Annotated in this window: 19 protein-coding genes and 1 pseudogene; 10 read left to right on the top strand and 10 right to left on the bottom strand. The window is 33.4% G+C overall.

The features are described from left to right. Positions 1–27: 27 nt before the first annotated feature. From QMD61_00455 to QMD61_00435, 5 genes are all read left to right on the top strand, one after another. Complete coding sequence (locus QMD61_00455; GenBank protein MDI6723094.1) at positions 28–417, top strand: hypothetical protein; 390 nt, start codon at positions 28–30, stop codon at positions 415–417. A 252-nt stretch (positions 418–669) separates the two neighbouring features. Continuing rightward, the gene (locus QMD61_00450; protein MDI6723093.1) at positions 670–5,928 is read left to right on the top strand and encodes a PAS domain S-box protein; all 5,259 of its coding nucleotides are present in this window, start codon (positions 670–672) and stop codon (positions 5,926–5,928) included. A 409-nt stretch (positions 5,929–6,337) separates the two neighbouring features. Continuing rightward, a complete protein-coding gene (locus QMD61_00445; protein MDI6723092.1) occupies positions 6,338–6,523 on the top strand; it encodes a hypothetical protein in 186 nt (61 codons plus the stop codon). 9 nt (positions 6,524–6,532) lie between these two features. Next, positions 6,533–7,654 (top strand): DUF362 domain-containing protein, encoded by a 1,122-nt coding sequence (locus QMD61_00440; protein ID MDI6723091.1) that lies wholly within the window; start codon positions 6,533–6,535, stop codon positions 7,652–7,654. 87 nt (positions 7,655–7,741) lie between these two features. Then, positions 7,742–8,188, top strand: a complete 447-nt coding sequence (locus QMD61_00435) for a hypothetical protein (GenBank protein ID MDI6723090.1) — start codon at positions 7,742–7,744, stop codon at positions 8,186–8,188. Position 8,189: 1 nt separating this feature from the next. Here QMD61_00435 and QMD61_00430 read toward each other — a convergent pair whose 3' ends face one another. Together QMD61_00430 and QMD61_00425 are read right to left on the bottom strand one after the other, a co-directional pair. After that, positions 8,190–8,954, bottom strand: coding sequence for an ABC transporter permease (locus tag QMD61_00430; protein ID MDI6723089.1), 765 nt, complete (start codon positions 8,952–8,954; stop codon positions 8,190–8,192). Then, a complete protein-coding gene (locus tag QMD61_00425) occupies positions 8,955–9,896 on the bottom strand; it encodes an ATP-binding cassette domain-containing protein (protein ID MDI6723088.1) in 942 nt (313 codons plus the stop codon). Between the two features lie 178 nt (positions 9,897–10,074). Here QMD61_00425 and QMD61_00420 point away from each other — a divergent pair, with 178 nt between their 5' ends. The 5 genes from QMD61_00420 (at position 10,075) to QMD61_00400 (ending at position 14,171) form a co-directional block, all read left to right on the top strand. Further along, the gene (locus QMD61_00420) at positions 10,075–10,329 is read left to right on the top strand and encodes a hypothetical protein (protein ID MDI6723087.1); all 255 of its coding nucleotides are present in this window, start codon (positions 10,075–10,077) and stop codon (positions 10,327–10,329) included. 223 nt (positions 10,330–10,552) lie between these two features. Then, positions 10,553–11,917, top strand: coding sequence for an MBL fold metallo-hydrolase (locus QMD61_00415; GenBank protein MDI6723086.1), 1,365 nt, complete (start codon positions 10,553–10,555; stop codon positions 11,915–11,917). A 20-nt stretch (positions 11,918–11,937) separates the two neighbouring features. Continuing rightward, complete coding sequence (locus tag QMD61_00410) at positions 11,938–13,071, top strand: hypothetical protein (GenBank protein MDI6723085.1); 1,134 nt, start codon at positions 11,938–11,940, stop codon at positions 13,069–13,071. Positions 13,072–13,234: 163 nt separating this feature from the next. Then, complete coding sequence (locus tag QMD61_00405) at positions 13,235–13,714, top strand: pyridoxamine 5'-phosphate oxidase family protein (protein ID MDI6723084.1); 480 nt, start codon at positions 13,235–13,237, stop codon at positions 13,712–13,714. A 184-nt stretch (positions 13,715–13,898) separates the two neighbouring features. Next, a complete protein-coding gene (locus QMD61_00400) occupies positions 13,899–14,171 on the top strand; it encodes a hypothetical protein (GenBank protein ID MDI6723083.1) in 273 nt (90 codons plus the stop codon). Here the strand turns inward: QMD61_00400 and QMD61_00395 are convergent. From QMD61_00395 to QMD61_00360, 8 genes and pseudogenes are all read right to left on the bottom strand, one after another. After that, positions 14,160–14,837: pseudogene (locus tag QMD61_00395) on the bottom strand (DNA alkylation repair protein). The gene QMD61_00400 and the pseudogene QMD61_00395 sit on opposite strands and share 12 nt — an antisense overlap. 245 nt (positions 14,838–15,082) lie before the next feature. Continuing rightward, the gene (locus QMD61_00390) at positions 15,083–16,072 is read right to left on the bottom strand and encodes an AI-2E family transporter (protein ID MDI6723082.1); all 990 of its coding nucleotides are present in this window, start codon (positions 16,070–16,072) and stop codon (positions 15,083–15,085) included. A gap of 98 nt (positions 16,073–16,170) precedes the next feature. After that, positions 16,171–16,824, bottom strand: coding sequence for an ABC transporter ATP-binding protein (locus QMD61_00385; protein MDI6723081.1), 654 nt, complete (start codon positions 16,822–16,824; stop codon positions 16,171–16,173). Next, positions 16,821–17,510, bottom strand: coding sequence for an FtsX-like permease family protein (locus QMD61_00380; GenBank protein ID MDI6723080.1), 690 nt, complete (start codon positions 17,508–17,510; stop codon positions 16,821–16,823). Before QMD61_00380 ends, QMD61_00385 begins: the two co-directional genes overlap by 4 nt. 13 nt (positions 17,511–17,523) lie before the next feature. Further along, positions 17,524–18,288 (bottom strand): ion channel, encoded by a 765-nt coding sequence (locus QMD61_00375; GenBank protein ID MDI6723079.1) that lies wholly within the window; start codon positions 18,286–18,288, stop codon positions 17,524–17,526. 18 nt (positions 18,289–18,306) lie between these two features. Next, positions 18,307–19,845, bottom strand: a complete 1,539-nt coding sequence (locus tag QMD61_00370; protein ID MDI6723078.1) for an MFS transporter — start codon at positions 19,843–19,845, stop codon at positions 18,307–18,309. A gap of 53 nt (positions 19,846–19,898) precedes the next feature. After that, a complete protein-coding gene (locus QMD61_00365) occupies positions 19,899–20,420 on the bottom strand; it encodes a DUF308 domain-containing protein (protein ID MDI6723077.1) in 522 nt (173 codons plus the stop codon). A gap of 98 nt (positions 20,421–20,518) precedes the next feature. Beyond that, a complete protein-coding gene (locus QMD61_00360; GenBank protein ID MDI6723076.1) occupies positions 20,519–21,127 on the bottom strand; it encodes a VTT domain-containing protein in 609 nt (202 codons plus the stop codon). Positions 21,128–21,211: the final 84 nt, after the last annotated feature.

The raw sequence follows: 21,211 nt of genomic DNA, 5'->3' as shown, positions 1-21,211 counted from the left end.
TTATAGGAAGAACATGGATTATCATGTATGAATGTTACACTGGAACCATTAAGTGAGATTGAAACCGCATTAAAGAATTTTGATTTTATTGAAACAAGTAATCCACAGATCCCTGTTATGGGCAGAATCATCATTGGAACCATCTGGGATGAGCAATCAGAAAAATGGAAAATGATAGTACTTGAAATTGGATTGGAATCAGCGGGCGATGAATATGAATGGTACTGGGAAATCAGCATAAAGGATGATTCCACGACAGAAAGTGTCTCTAAAAACCATAATACTGGATTTAAGACCCAGTATAAGCCAAGCTGTAAGGCCTGCTCCATTATACCCATGAAATTTGATGGACGCACACTAAAAGACTTTTCAGGGCTTATAATTGAAGATATTACCAGAAATTTTAAAGATAACTAGATATTAATTTAGTTAAACAATTCTTTTTTATTAATTTAACCCATGTATATGGTAAAACTGTCTCATTTCCATTACTTTTACTGGTTTGTTTAAATAGAGCCTATTTTATATGGTTGTTATAATTTTAACTAAGATCATGCTTTAAATTCAATAAAAATCAAAACATAAATAATAAATGGGTTTGATATAATAATATTAATTAGTTATTAAAATGATTAAAAATCTATCCTCTTCCTCTAAGAGGGATCTATAATGGTTAAAAGGCATAAAGGGCTTGAAAAAAGAGAGAATAAGATCAAAGAGAAAATATCAGAAGATGAGTTAATCAATAAACTTCAAATTTTTGAAAACCTTTTAGATAGTACCGATGAAGGATTTGCCCTTTGTAAGATTATTCTAAATGAAAATGGCGAAGCAGTTGACTATATTTTTATTCTGATAAACAGTACCTTCGAGAAAATCTTAAAAATAAAAAAAGGGCAGGCAGCAGGAAAAAAGGCAAGTCAGTTATTTCCTGATTTTAAAGATTTCAGCCCCCAATGGCTTAAACTTTATGGAGAGGTTGCAATCAAAGAAAAACCTGCTAAATTAGAAGGATACTCTCCCCAGCTGAATATATGGTTTGAAGTTTCAGTTTACAGTCCAAAAAAGGATTATTTTATCGTTATTTTTAATGATATTACAGGACGAAAGCAGATGGAAGAAAGGCTGCATGAAAATGAAAATAACTTTAAAACAATATTAGAGGCTTTCCCTGAAGGTGCGTTCCTCATAGATCCACAAGGTAATATTATAGTAGCTAATGAAGTTTTAGCAAATAGATTTGGTAAGGACACAGATGAGATTATTGGCTTGAATATATACGATTTACTGCCGAAAGAGATTTCTAAAAAAAGAAAAGCAGTGGTAGAGCAAGCTATAAAGACATGTGAACCAGTAACTTATGTGGACAGAAGGGATGGATTATATATAAAAAGTTATTTGCATCCTGTTTTAAATGAAAGAGGAGAAGTTTCAAAGATAGCAGTAACCGCTGAAGATATTACAGATCGTAAAAAAGCCCAAATAGCACTTCGTGAGAGTGAGGCAGAACTGTCCAGAGCTCAGCATATTGCCCATATTGGAAGCTATAACTGGGATCTGATAACAGGTGAGGTTAAATGGTCTGATGAATCATACCGCCTCTTAGGAATGACTCCTGGAGAAGAAAAACCCTCATATGAATTATTTTTGAGTTTCATTGTGAGTGAAGATCGTGATAAAGTCAAAGATGCTGTAAAGAAGAGTATCGAAACTGGCAAGAATTTTAGCATTACTTATAATACTATTGGTAAAGATGGCATCCCCCGAATTATTTTAAGCGAAAATGAGGTAATTAAAGATGAATCGGGCAGGGTCATCAAGATTTATGGTACTAACCAGGATATTACTGAGCTTAAAAAAACTGAAAAGGCCTTAAAAAAGAGCGAAAAATGGTTTAGAAGTGTTGTGGATACTTCTCCAAGTTTACTGGTTATTTTAAATGCCGTTGGTGAAATCGTTTATGTAAGCCCTAATTCTGAAGAAATGACCGGTTACACTCCTGAAGAAATAAAAGAGAACATGTGGCGCGTGCATCCAGATGAAATACCCAGACTTCAGGAATTATTCACTAACGCATTTGCAAGAGGAGAAGGCACAAAAAGCATAGAATACAGATCAATTAAGAAAAATGGAGATGAATGGTGGACATCGACTACTTCAAGACCTATAAAAGATGAAAAAGGAGAATTTAAGGGCTTTGTAGTACAGCTTTTTGATATTACCGATATTAAAGAAACTGAAATAGAGTTATACTATTTAAATGAACGTTTAAATATAGCCTCTCGAGCTGCGAGAATTGGAATATGGGATTGGAACATTAAAACGGGCCATATTGAATGGTCGCCAGTGATGTTTGAACTCTTTGGACTTGAACCAAAAATTAAAGCTTCATTTGAGGCATGGGATAAAATATTACATCCTGAAGATAAAGAAATAGCCCATAGTCGGATTCAAACATCAATTAAAGAGCATAAAACCTTGGATAGTGAATACAGGATAGTGAGGCCTGATGGCCAGGTGCGATGGATTAATGCTATTGGTAAAACTGAATATGATGAAGATGGCAACCCACTATGGATGATCGGTATTTGCATTGATATTACTAGGAGAAAACATATAGAAGAAGCGCTGCGGGAGAGTGAAGAGAAGTTTAGAATACTTTCAGATGCATCTCCAGCCGCCATCTTTGTTTACAAGGATAAAAGACTTCTTTATGTGAACTTGGCTGCCCTATCCATTTTAGGATATACAAGAGAAGAGTTACTTTCCATGGATTTTATGGATTTTATACATCCAGATTACAAGGAAATAGCGAAGAAAGGTATTAATAAAAGAATGGAGGGCAAAAAAGGAACAGAAAGTTACGAATTAAAAATTATAACAAAGTCAGGTGAGGAGAAATGGTTAAATGTCTCAGCAGATCTTATCCACTATGAAGGTTTATTTGCAGGAATAGTAATTTGCACAGACATTACCGAGCAAAAACAGATTGCGGAAGAACTCAAAAAGTCTGAAGAAAAATCACGCCTGCTCATAAAATATGCGCCCAGCATGATCTATGAAATTGACTTCCGTGGCCCTAAATTTATAAGTGTTAACGATGTAATGAGCTTAACAACAGGCTATACCAGAGAAGAGCTTTTATCAATGAACCCTTCCGACCTCCTTGTAGATGAGAGCAAAAAAATTTTTGAAAAAAGGGTAAATAAATTTCTTGCTGGAGAAGAAATAGATGATTCACTGGAATATACTGGAAGGACAAAAGATGGCCAAATACGCTATGGACTTTTGAACATGTCATTCACCTATGAAAATGGAAAACCCGTTGGAGCATTAGTTGTTGCTCATGATATTACAGATCGTAAAAAAGCAGAGGAAGAACTTAAAAAAGCTTATAGATATAATCGTGGTCTTATTGAGGCCAGTGTTGATCCTCTGGTTACTATTGGTCCTGATGGTAAAATAACCGATGTTAACATGTCAACAGAATCCATTACTGGTTACTTCAGAGATGAATTAATTGGAACTGATTTTTCAGATTACTTTACAGAGCCTGAAAAAGCCAGAAAAGGTTACCAGCAAGTTTTCCGTGAAGGAATCGTGATAGATTATCCATTAGAGATTAAACATAAAAATGGGCATAAAACACCCGTTTTATACAATGCATCAGTATATAAAGACGAATCCGGTGAAGTAATTGGAGTATTTGCAGCAGCACGTGACATTACAGAACGTAAAAAAGCTGAAGAAAAAATTGAGAGGCATGAAAGATTATTAAACGGTATTAACATGGTTTTACGTGGATCATTAACCCTTGAAACTGAAGAGGCAGTTGCAGGTAAGTGTCTTGAAGTTGCAGAAGAGCTAACTGGCAGTGAATTCGGATTTTTAAGTGAAATTAACCCTGAAGGACGTATGGATGCCCTTGCATTTAGTCCCTCTGCATTGGAATCATTTAAAATCCCTCCAGATATGGCCAACAGAATGTTAACCAATATGGAGATTGCCAGTTACTGGGGAAGAACAATAAAAGAAGAAAAAAGCCAGATCGTGAATAAACCTGAATCCGACCCAGATAGAAGGGAATTTCCTGAAGAACATCCGAAAATAAACTCATTTCTTGGAGTGCCCCTCAAAAAAGGCATTGAAACTATTGGGATGATTGGACTGGCCAATAAAAAAGAAGATTATACCACTAAAGATGCAGAAAACATTGAAACTCTTTCTGTTGCTTTTGTTGAAGCTTTAATGCGTAAAAGAGCTGAAATAGAGCTAAAAGAATCATATGATATCCTGGAAAAAAAAGTTAAGGAACGTACAGTCGAACTTGAAGAAGCATATGGGGCGCTAAGTGAAAGTGAAAAAAGATACAGGTCAACTTTTGAAAATTCCAGAGATGCTATTAACGTTTTCTCCAAAGATAAAAGAATTCTAGATGTAAACAAACAATTAATTCAACTTTCAGGATATTCAAGGGAAGAATTACTATCAATGAAACTTGAAGATCTCTATCCTGAAACAGCAGGGTTCCAGACTGAAGAACGGATTAAAAAAATGCAGAAAAACATGGAAATTCCAATTTTTGAAGCTAATTTAAAAACAAAACATGATCAATCAATCCCTGTTGAAATAGGAGTTACACCACTAAAACGCAGCTATGGGGAAGATACAGTATTCTTAAGTAATATCAGGGATATTACAGAACGTAAACATGCCGAAAAACAATTAAAAGAACATGTTAGCCAATTAGATATATACAGTAAAGTTATTACTGCTGCAAATAGCTCTGAAGACTTACAAGACCTTTCTAAAAGAGTATTACATCTATTTTTTGATTTAATGGATTTTCAAGGGGGAGGAATATATTTAATTGATAAAAAAGAGCAGATTGCAAAAATTGTTTACTCTGAAGGCCTTTCTGAAGATTTTGTTCGTACAGTTGGTAATATTGATATTACCCTCCCACGCTACAGTAAAGTTTTAATTAATGGAAATTCATTATTTATGGATAAAATTGATATTTCTAAATCAGGAGTTGATCATCTTAGCAAATACAGTTTAATTGTTGCAGTTCCCATATATTCTAAAGATAAGATTATTGGTTCTTTTAATCTTGCAAGCAATAAAAGAGATTCCATCGATGATAATGAAAAAAGCATTTTAAAGTCGATAGGGAGGGAAATCGGAACTACAATTACCAAATTAAGTTATGAAAAGGAAATGCAGGAATTAATTGAGATTTTAAAGCATTCTAATGAGGAACTGCAGAGTTTTGCCTATATTACAAGCCATGATCTTCAAGAACCGCTTCGTACCATGGGTAATTATGCTGGACTCTTAAAGATGCGTTATGAAGGAAGACTTGATAAAGATGCAGATGATTTTCTGGAGTATATGGTAAGTGGCGCACAACGAATGAAAGAAATGATTCAGGGACTGCTTGATTATTCTCGTGTTGGAACACAGGGAGGAGAATTCAGGAAATTTAGCAGTGAAGAAGCACTCATAAATGCTTTATATAATCTTCAATCAGCAATTGAAGAGTGTCACGCCGAAATAACTCACGATAAACTTCCATTAATAATAGCAGATCCTGACCAGATTACATGCGTATTTGAGAACCTCATTGGTAATGCATTGAAATTCCGAAGGGAAGGAAAAAAACCTAAAATTCATATTTCAGCAAGAAAAGAAGATAACGAATATGTATTTTCTGTAAGTGATAATGGAATAGGCCTAGAAGAGGAATATTCAGATAGAATATTTGAGGTTTTCAAGCGATTACATGCAATTGGTGAATACCAAGGGGCAGGTATTGGGCTTGCCATTGTTAAAAGGATTATTGACCGTCATGGCGGTAAAGTTTGGGTGGAATCAAAATTGGGAAAAGGTTCAACCTTTTATTTTACTGTACCAATTAAAAAGTAATGACCTTTAAAATAATCATTGGGCATAATTTAATATTTTAGATTTCAATCCAGTATTATCTGTCCATTTAATATTATTATCATTTAATGGATTTTACTTCGTTAAACTGTAGTATGGCGAAATAAAATTATCCTTGATAACATGTAAAAATAAAATCATTAAAAAGAAGCAAAAATAATCCGGTACATATACACTGAAATGATCATTTACCCCCATTTCATTAATAATACATCTGGACACTGAATTATGCCTGATTACCAATTGTTATAACTTATAACTCAGACTATTTTTTAAAAGAAAAAAATTGAAACTTGGAGCACTAGTTCTTTCTCATTATAAATAACAGAATTTATAAAAACATACCCAGGAAAATATAATTTAAATCATATTAATTTTAATGGTGAATTTTATGGGAGCGATAACAGTATGTATTCCGGATGAATTGGAAATTGCATTTAGAAGGATCACAAGACATAAATATGGAGATAAGCAGGGACGTCTATCAAGAGGGGCCACTGAAGCACTCTATGAATGGTGCAGGAAAGAAGGATTTGAATATATTGAACTTGAAGATGAGGACAGAGTCTGTGAATAGAGGCATCCCATGAGTTCAATAAGTATAAACCAGTGCCTTTCATATAAAGAAGCTGATGGTTCAGTCAGGGATTGCATCAATAAATTAGGTGGGATTTCAAATTTTATCAATGAAAATGATACCGTTTTAATTAAACCCAACCTGCTTCTTGCAAAAAAGCCTGAAGAGTCCGTTACAACTCACCCAGCTATAATAGAAGCTATTATTAATCTAGTCAAAGATGAAGATGCCATACCGATTGTTGGAGATAGCCCCGGATGGCCTGTGGATGATTTAAAAAGATACTGGGAAACTTCAGGGATACTTGAAGTCTGCAGCCGCTTAGATACTGAAATAGTTAATTTTGAATCCGCCGGAGTCTATAGAAAGATACTGAATGGCAACCATTATTACATTGCAAAGCCTGTTCTGGATGCTGATTTTGTAATAAACGTCCCTAAAATAAAGACCCACTCCCTTACTATGTTTACCTGTGCAGTTAAAAACATGTACGGGACGGTTCCAGGGCTTAAAAAGATTGAATACCATAAAGAATCCCCAATACCTGCTGATTTTGCGGGACTGGTGGTTGATATATTCTCTCTATCAAAGCCAGGTCTTAACATAGTGGATGGTGTGATTGCAATGGATGGATCTGGCCCATCAGCCGGAAATCCCAAAGAACTTAACATGGTTTTAGCATCAGATGATGGTGTGGCTCTTGACAGTTATATAACCTACATTTTAGGAAAAGATCCACTGAAAGTACCCACAACTAAAATAGCATATGAAAAAGGAATAGGTGAGGCTGATATAAACAAAATAGAGATTCTTGGATATCATCCAGAAGTTAGAACTGATTTTAAATGGCCTCCTAATCTAGCTTCATCATTAAATTTACTGCCCTCATTTATAGCCAGAGGTTTGATGAAATTTTACTGGGCAAGACCTTCAATTAACTCTGATACCTGCACTAACTGTAAAACCTGCGCTAAAAGCTGTCCTGTTGGAGCTTTAAAAGCCAGAGCTAATATACCTGAATTTAACTATGATGAATGCATAAAATGTATGTGCTGCATGGAGATGTGCCCAGAAAAAGCAGTAAAAATAGAAAAAAGTCTTATTAACAGGTTGTTTTCCAGGAGTAATTAATTTAAGTTTTAACATTTTTTATAAAATCCATTAATTTTATGAAAATTATCCTTATTATCAGAGCATATACTATATTAAAGTGTTAAAATGTGTGCTTATGCCTATTTAATCTGTAAATGCAATGTTTCCTACAAAATAGAAAATAAAGAAGATATGGTAGAGTTCAGTACCTGTCAATGGGGTAATCCACTTAAATATCAAAATACAATTGAAGAATATATGAACGATGGAGAAAATAGTCAAAGTAGGGATTATGAATCTGAAAAACATTTTAATCCGTCAAATAATGATTTATTATTAATAATGAACACCCTAAAGGAAGATCATGAGAGAAAAGATGAAAATCACCTTCAAAGAGAACTTAATTACCATCTCAGGCATTTAAGGGAAATTTATATAGAAAAAGTGGAAATCTCCACAGAAAGCTATGAGTCTCCAGTTGCTAAAGAATTTGGGGATAATGATCTTAAAAAGATGAAAGAAATTTTATTAAATGAAATGGGGTTATTAAAAGAAGATAAAGAGAAGGGGTGATTTACATCAATCCCTGTTCCCTTTTACTGAATAGATACGCTGATGTAAGAACTGTAGCTGCAGAAAACCCAATTAAGACAATAAAATTAATATATAATGGCAGTACAGAGCTTTTAAGGATTGTGAACCTCAGAGCATCAACCCCATAGGTCAGTGGATTTAAATAAACTGCAAATTGAAGCCACTCTGGAAGTCCTGTTATTGGGAAAAGCGCGCCGCTTAAAAGGAACATCGGCAAGACGATGAAACTTAAAATAAGGTTGAATCCCTCCATACTGTCTGTAAATGATGCTATCATCAAACCCAAACCTGCCAATCCTAGGGATGTTAGGACTATAATTACTGTGCTAAGCAGGAAGCAGGGTATGGTCATCTGGATTCCGACGATAAATGATAATAAAAGCAGTATAACTCCCTGAATCAGGGATGCTGTGCTTATACCGAGGGCTTTCCCCATTACAACCGATGAACGCATAATTGGTGCTACAAGTATTTCTTTTAAGAATCCATATTGACGATCAATGATTACAGATACTCCTGAAAAGACAGATGTAAACAGGATGGTCTGTCCTATTATTCCGGGAAATATAAACTGCTGGTAGCCTCCATGCATTCCCCCGAACCTTACAGCTGCTCCCAAACCTGTTCCAAATATGATCAGCCATAAAAGGGGTGTTACAACAGAGGTTACAATTCTGGATTTGTAGCGTATGTATCTTTTGGTTTCACGAAGCCAAATTGTATATATTCCCTCTAATTCCGCCATTTACATCCCTCCTTTCATAGAGGATCCTGTGTATTTGATGAAAACATCTTCCAGGTTGGGATGGTCCAGTTCCACGGATTTAACTTCTATTCCATTTTCTCCTGCAAAATCCACCACCTTAGTAATGAGATTTTCTCCCCTTTCAACCATCAATTTGATTTCATTGTCAACTACGAATATATCCTTAATAAAATCGAGATCTTCTGCTTTCCTGCAGAATTTATCCATATCATCAACTGTTAGAGTGATGGTATCAGCTTTTAGTTGTCTTTTGAGGTTTTTCGGAGAATCAGTGGTAACAATTTTGCCCTGATTAAAAATAGCGATTTTATCGCAGAGTTTATCTGCCTCATCCATGTAATGGGTGGTTAAAAGAACGGTTACATCCTCTCTTTTATTTAAATCTTCAATGTATTCCCATATTTTTTCCCTTGTTTGTGGATCAAGACCTAATGTTGGTTCATCTAAAAAGAGGACCTTTGGATAGTGAATTAAGCCTCTTCCGATCTCAAGCCTTCTTTTCATTCCCCCGGAGTATGTTTTTGTATATTCGTCTGCTTTTTCTCCAAGGTCAATTAATTCCAGTATTTCATCGATTCGTTTTGATCTAACATCATGAGGCACTCCGTAAAGAGCAGCGTGCATTTCAAGATGCTCCCTACCTGTTAGTATGTCATCTAATGCTCTTGACTGGAAAACAATGCCTATTGAACCCCTAACCTCTTTAGGATGTTTTACTATATCATATCCGTTTACAGAAGCTGTACCTGAAGTTGGATGAAGAATTGTACAAAGCATTGAAATAAGTGTGGTTTTTCCCGCCCCATTCGGCCCTAAAACACCATATACACTGTTTCTTTCAACTTCTAAATTTACAGATTCAACCGCTGTAAAATCATCGAATTTTTTTGTAATATCATAAGTTTCTATAATATTCTCCATTTTAATCACTGATGGGTTTATATATCCGGAATTTTAATATTAAAACGATATAGTAATATTTTTATTATTAAAAAAGATATATTTCCTTTATTTTCTTATCCATCTATTATTTGTTATTAAAGAAATATATATTTAGTTGTATAAATCTAATTTTGTATGTTTAAAAAATGGTGATTATTTGAAAAAAGAAGATATTGATGTTAATTCAATTGTTGATGAGTACAAAATGAGCATGGGCGGATGCTTTTTCTCTAAAGTGCAGCCAAATGAAGATGATAAAGAACCAGAACAGTTTTTAATTGAAAATGTGATAGAAAACCATCTTTTTGAAGCAAATAAACTTTTAGATGTATATGATGGATTATCAGCTGATAAAAAGCGTGAATTATTCCTTAAAGTTGTGATTTCACTCATTAACTCTAATAAAAAATAATTACTTTAAAATTCCTATTTTTTAAGTGTAAAACCATTCTTAAACTATTATATCATTTAGGGCATATTTGCAGGAGATTTAAACTATTTTTGTCACTCTAGCCCATATTATTCACAAATTATATATGTTTTTTATTATAAAATAATAATAGAATTGCCCCCATTAAAGCAGGGATTAAATAAATATTTCATTAATTGCTTTAAATAAGCAAATGGTGGATATGATGATACTTGAGATAATTAAAAGCGAAGGATTAGCCCATAAATCATATTTTATAGGATCAAAAGGGGAAGCTGCAGTAATTGATCCAAGAAGGGATTGTGATTCCTATATAAATTACTCTAAAAAGCATGAAATGCAAATAACCCACATATTTGAAACTCACTGTAACGAAGATTATGTTATAGGCTCAATGGAGCTTTCAAAAAGAGTAGGGGCCCCAATATATCATAGTAAAAATTTAGATTTTAATTATGGGAACATTGTAGAAGAGGGAAACAAATTCCAGATAGGTGATATTGAACTGGAAATTATTGAAACTCCAGGACATACCCGTGAAAGCATATCCCTCTTATTAAAAGATAAAGCAGTTTCAGATGATGCATATATTATTTTTACAGGGGACACCCTTTTTGCAGGCGAAGTTGGCCGAACAGATATTTATGGAGATGATGTAAGAGAAGAAATGGCAGGGAAACTCTATGATAGCTTACATAAAAAAATCATCCCCCTAGGAGATCATGTTCTTGTATTTCCAGCCCATGGATCCGGCTCTGTATGTGGAAAAGATATCCGAGAAAGTGAATTTACAACGATAGGATACGAGAAAAAAACTAATCCAATGCTTCAAAAATCTAAGGAAGAATTTATTGAACATAAATTAAATGAAAAAATGGTTAAAGCCCCATACTTTAAAAAAATGGAAGTATACAATAAAGATGGTGCTCCCCTACTTTGCAGGCTTCCCTATTTAAAGCCATTGGGTATAACTGAATTTAAAGAACATATTGGAACTTCTCAAGTTGTTGACGTTAGAATGGCTGCCAGTTTTGCTGGAGGACATGTTTCAGGGACATTAAATATCTGGAAACGTGGATTAACCTATTTTGCAGGATGGATGCTCAATTACGAAGATCCAATCATTGTAATCGATGAAAATAACCAGTCTATAGATGAGATTGCAAGGTATCTGATAAGAATTGGATACGATAATATCTATGGATATTTAGCTGGCGGGTTCACCCTCTGGGCCAATAGTGGGGAAAAAATCGAGAAAATAGATACATGGTCTGTACATGACTTAAAAGAACGACAGAGTGATGAATCCCTATTTATAATTGACGTAAGGGAAATTGGAGAGCGTGAAGAGGGATATATTGAAGGATCACATCATATCTATGTGGGAGATTTAAAAGATCATTTAAAAGAAGTTCCAGATGATAAATACATTGTTGTATATTGTGATACAGGAAACAGGGCAAGTATTGCAGCAAGTGTGCTGAAAACTAATGGATATAAAGAAGTTGCCAATGTCCTGGGAAGTATACGTGCCTGGAAAGCCGCAGGATATCCTCTGGTAAAAGATTAACCTCATTAAGGAGATAATATATGAATTCCATTATAAATCTGGAAGATAGGATAAATGAACTTAAAGAAAAGGATAAAGATTCCTATAAATTATTTAAATCAATATTTCAGGTTTCAAGCGCCACAGGTAAGATGGAAATTCCCTATACATTTAAAGATAAAGTAAGATCATATTTTGGAAATAAAGATGAAGATGGAAACATTACAGAGACTGCAGATGAAGTAATAAAAAGAATAGAAACCCAGAAAGTAGTTAAAACATATAATAAATGGACAGGAAGCGGGTCTCTTTTCAATTCATTAAGGGCAAGCAGGCCAGGAATGAGACCTGATGAACTTCAAAACGAAAAAAAAGAAGTAAATGAGTATATTGAAAAATCAAAAGAGGGATGTGATTTCTGCGAGCCTGAAAAATACACACCTGAAGACATTTTGGGGCGGATTAAAGGCAAATATTGTGTAACCGGTGCAAATATTGCAAAATATGATGCATGGAGCAGCATGATTTTTTTTGAAAAGCACAATCCACTCGATTTTACCCTGGAAGAACTCTCTGATTATATAGATACTGGTTTTAAATGGTTTAAAAAAGTTAATAGTCATGATAAACAGTTTAAATATCCATTTTTCCTGTGGAATTGCCTTCCAAAAGCAGGAGCATCCCAGGTACATGGTCATGCCCAGATATTAATGGCAAAAGATGTTCCTTATGCAAAAATAGCTATTTTAAGGAAGATGTTCCTCAATTACATGAGATTAACCGGTAGAAATTACTTCAAAGACATTTACAATGCACATAATACACTGGGACTTGCTTTAGAAGATGTAAATGGCTTTGCAAGCCTTACACCTCTTAAAGAGAAAGAATTCATTATTATCTCTAAAGAAAATCCATCAAAAAAAGATGATATAAAAGCAGCGATTTACAGAGTTTTAAGATGTTATATTGATAAATTAGGAGTAAACAGCTTTAATATGGCAATTTCATGTCCCGAATCCCGTGAAACAATGTTTCCTTATGTGATACATATTGTTGATAGAGGAAGTATATTTAAATCTACTGCAGATATTGGTGCTATGGAACTATATGGTAGCAGTGTTGTCTCTGATGATCCTTTCATGGTGATAAACGCTGTGAAGGAGTTTAAATTATAAAGTAAGGAATTAAGGCCTGTAAATATATCTTTAAATGATATGATGTCCTCTGATATCAAAATTTTATTTTCAATTATCTATGCAGTGATTTTATTTAAATACTACAATTATTTAGTAAAATTTTTATCCTAATATGGTTTAATATATTATCAAGGTGATATCCATGAGCATTGTGAAAATTCCATCAATGAAAAAGGAAGAATATGATAAATTAATAAGTGAAAATCATGTGAGCCGAATTGCATTTAAAGGAGAGGATTATCCCTATATTGCGCCCTTTATGTATGTTTTTGATGAAAAAAATAAATTTATCTATTTCTTATCTACAAATTACGGTAAAAAGATCGGATTATTCAAAAATAATCCGAATGTAGCTGTAGAAATTGAAAAATATAACGAAGATATGTCCAGTTATAAATTCGTAACACTGCAGGGCCGTATTATTGAAGTTCAAGAACAAAAAGAGGTAGAAGAAACCAAAAAACAATTCGTAAAAATGATTCAAGAAAAACTATCCGGTAAAGCCCTTGCTGCCCTTGGATATTCCCCTGAAGAAACTCCCGAATCTCTAATTAAAGGAGAAAGAGCATTAGTCTGGAAATTAGTTGATGTTGAGAGTATTGTAGCTCTTAAAAACCCTTAATAAATTTTTATTGTAAAATTTAGTACAAAACTTAGAATTAAACATAGACTAGATAGAATTTGCTTTTTTTAAGCTTTTATATTTTATTTATTACTATTTTATCACTATTTATTCCGAAATTATTCAGTTATATTTATATTATTGATGCTAAACATTATAATTAGGGTATAGAGGGGATTTAGTGATGAAAAAGAAATATATGGAGATTATTTCTACTGAACAAGATTTTGATATTGCCGGAATGTATTTTTTGGAACATAATCTTCAAAAAAGTAAATATGTAGATGAAGAAGACTTGTTAGAGTATATATCTTCCATTATTGAAGTAGTTACCATAAGCAGTTGTATAGATGATGTTACTGATGAATATGTGGAATATATTAAATATAAAAGTCGGGAAATGATCTGGTTAGCTGCTAAATCAAGATTCAGGGCAAAATCTAATTTATATCTTTAACCTGATCTGAATTTTTTCACTTTTTAATTCTCTTAAAGCATCTTTTGCAATCCATTTAGCACTTTTACTCTCAGTTTTATTGATTTTTTCAGCCAATATAATTGCCTTCTTATTCAGATATAGGTTTCGTTTTCCAATTTGTCTCAAAGCCCAATTTACAGCTTTTTTAACGAAATTTCGGTTATCTGATGACTCTCTTAATATAATGGGGAAAAACTGTTCAAATTTAGAATCATCTGCTTTTTTATCATGAACTGCCAATGTTGCAATTAATGTGAAAGCAGCTCTTTTAACAAATTCTTCATCTCGCATACTCCATTCAAATGCTTTTTTATAGGCAAAAGGAGTTTTACGGAATAAGTTCATGCAGCACTGGTCGCAGACGTCCCATGAGTCAAATTCAACGGCCCATTCCTCCATCTGGGCTTCTGTGACCATTTCAGGATCATCAACTATGCTTGCAAGGATTCTGGTTTCCTTATATCCATGTTTTCATAGTTTTTCTGCAAGTTCATGATTTTTACCTGTCTTACGGGCCATAAGCCTTAATTCAGGCATTCTTACGCCGTATGCTTTTTTTGAGTTTATCCCAAATCTGGCCATCCCTTCAATGTCTTCTGGATTGGAAAGGGATTTGAGCTCCCCTATGATTTCTCTAAATTTCATATCTTAATACCTCTTCAAATTGAACAATTTTGCAGCATTTTCACCCAATATAAACTTTTTATCATTATTACTAATCTTTAAGCTTCTTATCCTTTAATATCATTTTTGGGATTAGCCCATGGATAATCAGAACCGAATAATATTCTTTCTGAGCCAATAGTTTTAATTAAGTCTTTTGCTTCTTCATCACAAAGAGCTTTTAATCATGTTTTAGATAGATTTACAGATTAGATTTATTTATAATGTTATTTTATGGATTTTTTATCAGAATAACTGCTTTTCATGATGTTAGCCAGCCATCGAGTTTCTTCAAAGTATTCAAGGTATTGAATTAAAATTAATGTTAAAGGTACTGCAAGGAAAATTCCTGTTCCCCCTAAAATCCATCCCCAAAAGAATACCGAAACAAAAACCACATAAATAGATAGTTGGAGCCCTTTTCCAGCTTGTCGGGGAAATATGATATTTTCTGCAATGGTGTTAACAACGGAAAAGATGACTAAAACCAGAAGAGCGCCATAAACTCCATATTGAACCCATGCAATTAACGCTGGAGGAATTGCCGCAAGAAGTAGTCCTATATATGGGATAAAACTTAATGCAACCGTTAAAACTCCCCAAAAAATTGAAAAATCAATTCCTAAAAGAAGTAGAATTATTGCAATTCCTGAACCAGTAAATATGTTCACTTTAAGCCTTATTACAAAATAATCAATGAAAGCATCAGCCGTTTCAAAAATACGGTTTAAAGAATCTTTATCATATCCTAAACTTCCTCTAAGCCTTGATTTTAACTTTGGTAGCTCATATATTAAAAATAATGTTGCAATAAGGACAAAAATTCCATCAGTGAATATATTTGCCAAATTTAAAAGATCAATATTTGTTGCCAGATTTCTAATCAGTGTGTTAACTATTTCATTATATTCTATGTTTACATTAACTACATAACTGGATATCTGGCCCTGTAATTGGTTTAAAGTGAAAAAAAGAAATACAATAAGAATTACGCCCACAACAGTGATTAAAATTATAGTAATTAGGAATGATAGTCTGTATGATAATCCTTTTCCTGTAAGCCACCTTAAAAATGGAGTGATAATTACTGCAAAAAAGATTGAGAGGAATATAGGCCCTATAACAGGAGCTATAAACTTTAATCCCGCAAGAACAATGATTATTATCGTTAAAATCAAAGTCTGGCTGAAGAATGAAGATTTTTTTAATTCCATCATTTTCTCACTAATTAAATAATTAATAATATATCTGTTTTAATTAATAAATAATTTAACTTAAAAATGATGGATTGCTGAATAAACAAATAAATTTTCTATTAATTTTTTTCTAATTTTCCATTTTTAAGATAAAATAAATTATCAGAATATTTAACTAAATCAGAATTGTTTGATGCAATTAAAACTATAGTTTTATGCCCCATATCCTTTACTAATTCCATTATTATGTCCGTACCATCCGAATCAAGTTCTCCAGTTGGTTCATCGGCTAAAATAAGTGAGGGATCATTAATCATTGCCCTTACAAGTGCAGATTTCTGCTGGTCTTCTATAGAAAGCTCTTCGGGAAATTTATTTATTTCAGTTATGCCCATGTTTTTTAGGAGTTCTAATGCCCTATTTTTATCCGGCGAAATCATTGGAAGCATTGTATTTTCTAAAATGTTCAAATAAGGGAATAAATTAGCTCTCTGGTAAATAATTCCAATTTCATTCATTCTAATCCTACTTCTTTCTGATTTAGACAAATCAGAAGTGTTTCTACCCTTTATTTTCACTATTCCCTTTGAAGGAGTATCTATTAAGCTTGCAATATTTAAGAGAGTTGTCTTTCCAGATCCAGAGGGGCCTAAAATTAGATTTACAGAATTTTTCTTTAAAGAATAGTTTATACCTTTCAAAGCGTTTATTCTTGTTTTTTCCTTACCGTAAGTTTTCCATACATCCCTGAATTCTAAGATGATGTTATTCATATCCGTAAAGCCCCCATAGGATCCTGTTTAGTATTATACCATACAGAAAATACTGCTATTGTTGCACTAAGTACTGAAGTAATTAATATAGTTCCAAATGGAAGCCATAACGGCATTACAATTGAAAGAAGCCCAATATTAATTACGTTAGATAAAATAGTTATTCCTATAATCACCAACACTGTACCAATTACGGCACCTATAAAACCCAGTAAAGAGGCTTCTAAAAGTAGACTTAACATTATCTGCAGCTCTGTAAAACCAAGAGACTTTAATAAGCCTATTTCTCTTTTTCGCTCAAGCAAATTAAGATCCATGGCATATGTTATTCCAAAAATACCCACTAAAAACACTATACTGGCCATCAAATCTATAAAAGAAATAATATTCCTTAAAATACTCCTGATACCATTTATAATCTGTGAATTAGAAAGTTCTGCACCTAATATAGAATTAACATAATTATTCATTGCATTTAAAGCATTACTAGCTCCCGTATTAGCTTTGTCATTTGAAATTGGTGTTCCACCAGCAGTTTGATTTTCACCAAGAAATGTATTAATCCCGATTCCTGAACTGACCAGTATTAAAAGTACAATTACGCCAAATGCTATTCGTAAAACTGTTGAAGTATTTCTCCACCAGTTTCGACGTAAGTTTTTGTAGGAAAGACTGTAAATGCCCATATTAGCTCCAGCATCATCCTTTTGAATTTTTAATTTCTTCCAGTTCCTTTTCTATTTTATCTAGTTTTTCTATAATATTTTTCATTGCTGCATTCTGTTTCTTAATTTCTTCTTTTCTCTCTTTTCTTAACTCTTCAATAAGAGAAGACGCTATCGCTGCAGTAACCCATCCTGTATAACCAATACCAATAATTATCGCTATTGCAGATACCAATGTACCTATACTTGTATAAGGAACTATATTTCCATAACCTGTTGTTGACATGGATACAATCATGAAAAACGCTGCACTATCGAGATTTGTAACTTGTGGATTAACTGGAGACTCTACCCAAAAGAAGATTAAAGATCCAAATATAAAAGTGCCCAGAAGAAGAAATGTAGCAATATCCAATTTTGTTTTCTCAGTGAATCTTATTATTGACCTTATTTTTAGTAAATATCTAATTAAAGCATAAATTCTGATTAAAAACAATGCTACTATGATTAAAGCAGGTTCTGATGATAATAATATTACAATAAATGCTACCGGTACCACTGCAAAAATATCTATCCAGTTTTTAATCAGATATTGCCTTCTATTTTTTTCCCTATTCATTCTTAATAAAACATGTAGAATTATTAGAATTGATACAATCAAATCATATCTAATGAATTCCAGCATGGATGGCCTTAAACTTAAAGCAAAATCTAAAGTAATAAAAATTAAAAAAACAACATCAATAAAGATAAAAATGAATAAAAAAACATTGAAGATTACTTTGAAATTTCTCTGCATACTATCATCTTAAGCTATTTATGGATTTAATTCTCTGTTTTTTGGTATAAAAATACTTGTAATAAATCCTAAAAGCAGTATTAATGTAAGTGCGTTGAATGTTTGTTTCATTGCAGAGCTTATCGTGGAATCAATAATTTGGGTGGCTTGCGGCACTAATTCTGAAGGTATTTGTGGCGGTTCTGTTTGCATTGTTTCCACATAATTAAAGAGACTATCCTGTATCTGTTCAGTAGTCATGTTTTCGGCCAGACCAGATGCTTCTATTCCGGCTGAAAGGCCGTAAAATACTCCAATTAAAAGTAAAACCCCAATTAAAGCTGTACCCATTGAATAACCCAAATTTTTAAACGCGTTCAGGAAACCTGAGGCATCTGTTTCTTGTTCAGTTCTTACAGCAGACATTGTAAGATTAGTCAGCTGTGAAAGTAAAAGACCTATTCCGACACCAAATACAACTGTACCTGGCACAATATCCACTATTTGGGTATTTAAATTGAATACTCCGCCTAATATGAAAGTTCCTGCTGCTGAAATAAGAAAACCAATCATTAAGATATATTTGGAATTTAATTTTGATGATAACTTCGCGCCAAGAAGTGAGAATAACAGTATAGTAATTGATGCAGGTAAAAGCGCGAGCCCAGTATTGAATGCATTTAATTTAGTCACCTGCTGCAAGAATACAGGAATTATAAAGAGAAATCCTGCAAGAGGGATTTGCTGAATAACCGAATTTAAATTACCCAACCCAAATAAACGATTTTTTAGAAGAGAAATATCAGATAAAGGCTCTAAATCTTTGTTAATTCTCCTTTTCTGCCATAACAAAAAGATTAAAAACAGAATAGATCCTGAAATTAGTAATGTTGCTACGTAAGCCCAGTATTCGGGTTTTGTTAGTAATAAAATTCCTAGGACAATTAAAATCAGAGAAAAGATGGAAAGCAACGCTCCAACAATGTCTAAATCTTTCCATTTCAATGCTGGTTTAGATTCAGTTAAATAATGCCTGAAAATTAAGATTAACGCAACAAATATCAGTTCTGAAGCAAAAACTAGCCTCCATGTTAAGTATGTAGTGAAAATTCCACCTACTATCGGACCTATCGCGGCCCCCACCGCTGCTATGCCCCCCCAAATACCAAAAGCAGTTATCCTGTCCTTACCTTTATAACTGGCCCCTACTATTGTTGTGGTTGCGGGCAAAATCATTGCAGCACCAATGCCCTCTAAAACAGCCCATCCTATAAGTAGCATCCCTGCATTAAGGCTTAAAGTGGCTATGGTTGTTCCAGTAGCGTAGATACCTAATCCTAAAAGAAAAGTCTTTTTTCTACCCAGGATATCCTGAAGTTTACTGCCTAAAAGCATAAATGAAGCGATTATAAGTGCATATAAAGCTATAATTGCTTGAATAACTGATAGAGTTGTATTTAATTCTACTACCAATGTAGTAATTGCTACATTCATTGCAGATGAATCTAAAACTATAATAAAAATCGCCATACATGCAACTATCACTACGCCCCACTTATTCTGGTTTTCTTGAGCCATAATATCACTTAATTATCATTTGAAATAATAAAGGGCTTTTTTGGCTTTAAAATTTATTCTCCTGGAACATTTAATTTCATTACTGATGGACTAACAAAAAACAGTGTTATACCATCTATGATTAACCAGATTCCTATTAATAAAGCCAGATAATATGGGTTCCATGCGTAAATAGCCAGTATAATGTATAATATACCTAAAATAATACCAAATCCACCGGCTCCTTTACCAGCAGTTCCTTCTTTGGTGAAGAATGACATTATACCTGAAATGATCAGGAAGAAACCTGCAAAGTAGAGCCAGAAGCTCGCTAAGAGACTGAATGCAAGTATACTGCCAAATAAACCAATTCCACCAATTATAGCAATGAGTCCAAGTATTAAAAATGCAATACTCGCTGCTTTACTTTTGCTCCATGTTCCAAAGCTTTGGGCCAGTAGCCAGATACCCAAAAATATTACGGCAAATCCTGCAAGCACGCTTGCTGTAAATACGCTGAATAATGGGAATGCAATCACTAAAATACCTAAAATTATTGCTAAAATACCTAATAAAACATTTCCTCCTTCTCCCATACTTTTCATCTCCTATACATTACTCAAAAAAGCCCTTATATAATATTTTAGTTTATTATTAATATTTATTACTATTAATTTTAAAATAAGCTATTTTCTTAATCTTTCTCCCTTTTCATTTCCTTTCTTTTTTTAAAAATATAGAAAATAATGCCTAAAATGATAATTACAGTTATTATATCAGTTAAGGCAGATAAACTGTTTACATATTTAATATATGCATTTCCAAGCTGCCAGCCGACAACTCCAAGTATGGTAGCCTGTATCATTGCCCCAAAAAATGTTATAACCAAATATTTCTTTAGAGGATATTTAACAAGGCCGCAAAAAAGATTTACAGCTATACTGGGTATAACCGGAATACATCTGGCAGCAAAAAGAAACAGATGTTCATATTGACTTTTTTTAACCCTTTTCTCCACATTCTGAACATCTTCAACAGAAACTCCCAAATATTTTCCTGAACGTTTAATAAATGGTGTTCCGATTTTATAAGATAAAGAATAGTACACCAAGGAACCTGTGGTTATTCCCAGTGCTGCAGGGATTACTACATTTAAAAATAACCTCCCCATAGCCCCTAAAGATAAAGGATTTCCCTTCATTATAAAAAAGCTTGAACCCAATACAACAATGCTTGATGGGATAGGGGCAACTATTTGTTCAAGTATGGAGCCCAAAAATACTCCTAAAGCCCCATAATTCATGAAAAAACCCTCAACAACAGTTATAAGTGAAAAAACTAACACCCCAATTAAATTTAATTATTAAATATTGTCCTTAATTTATTC

The sequence above is a fragment of the Methanobacterium sp. genome, assembly GCA_030017655.1.
In the GTDB taxonomy this organism is placed as follows: Archaea; Methanobacteriota; Methanobacteria; order Methanobacteriales; family Methanobacteriaceae; genus Methanobacterium_D.
The sequence above is the reverse complement of the archived record's forward strand: the minus strand, read 5'-3'. Positions and strand labels throughout refer to the sequence as shown.

What these genes read in the sequence shown, in the direction of transcription:
- QMD61_00455 (MDI6723094.1), top strand. Translation starts at nt 28, where the DNA reads ATGAATGTTACACTGGAACCATTAAGTGAGATTGAAACCGCATTAAAG.
- QMD61_00450 (MDI6723093.1), top strand. Translation starts at nt 670, where the DNA reads ATGGTTAAAAGGCATAAAGGGCTTGAAAAAAGAGAGAATAAGATCAAA.
- QMD61_00445 (MDI6723092.1), top strand. Translation starts at nt 6,338, where the DNA reads ATGGGAGCGATAACAGTATGTATTCCGGATGAATTGGAAATTGCATTT.
- QMD61_00440 (MDI6723091.1), top strand. Translation starts at nt 6,533, where the DNA reads ATGAGTTCAATAAGTATAAACCAGTGCCTTTCATATAAAGAAGCTGAT.
- QMD61_00435 (MDI6723090.1), top strand. Translation starts at nt 7,742, where the DNA reads ATGTGTGCTTATGCCTATTTAATCTGTAAATGCAATGTTTCCTACAAA.
- QMD61_00430 (MDI6723089.1), bottom strand. Translation starts at nt 8,954, where the DNA reads ATGGCGGAATTAGAGGGAATATATACAATTTGGCTTCGTGAAACCAAA.
- QMD61_00425 (MDI6723088.1), bottom strand. Translation starts at nt 9,896, where the DNA reads ATGGAGAATATTATAGAAACTTATGATATTACAAAAAAATTCGATGAT.
- QMD61_00415 (MDI6723086.1), top strand. Translation starts at nt 10,553, where the DNA reads ATGATACTTGAGATAATTAAAAGCGAAGGATTAGCCCATAAATCATAT.
- QMD61_00410 (MDI6723085.1), top strand. Translation starts at nt 11,938, where the DNA reads ATGAATTCCATTATAAATCTGGAAGATAGGATAAATGAACTTAAAGAA.
- QMD61_00405 (MDI6723084.1), top strand. Translation starts at nt 13,235, where the DNA reads ATGAGCATTGTGAAAATTCCATCAATGAAAAAGGAAGAATATGATAAA.
- QMD61_00400 (MDI6723083.1), top strand. Translation starts at nt 13,899, where the DNA reads ATGAAAAAGAAATATATGGAGATTATTTCTACTGAACAAGATTTTGAT.
- QMD61_00390 (MDI6723082.1), bottom strand. Translation starts at nt 16,072, where the DNA reads ATGATGGAATTAAAAAAATCTTCATTCTTCAGCCAGACTTTGATTTTA.
- QMD61_00385 (MDI6723081.1), bottom strand. Translation starts at nt 16,824, where the DNA reads ATGAATAACATCATCTTAGAATTCAGGGATGTATGGAAAACTTACGGT.
- QMD61_00380 (MDI6723080.1), bottom strand. Translation starts at nt 17,510, where the DNA reads ATGGGCATTTACAGTCTTTCCTACAAAAACTTACGTCGAAACTGGTGG.
- QMD61_00375 (MDI6723079.1), bottom strand. Translation starts at nt 18,288, where the DNA reads ATGCAGAGAAATTTCAAAGTAATCTTCAATGTTTTTTTATTCATTTTT.
- QMD61_00370 (MDI6723078.1), bottom strand. Translation starts at nt 19,845, where the DNA reads ATGGCTCAAGAAAACCAGAATAAGTGGGGCGTAGTGATAGTTGCATGT.
- QMD61_00365 (MDI6723077.1), bottom strand. Translation starts at nt 20,420, where the DNA reads ATGGGAGAAGGAGGAAATGTTTTATTAGGTATTTTAGCAATAATTTTA.
- QMD61_00360 (MDI6723076.1), bottom strand. Translation starts at nt 21,127, where the DNA reads ATGAATTATGGGGCTTTAGGAGTATTTTTGGGCTCCATACTTGAACAA.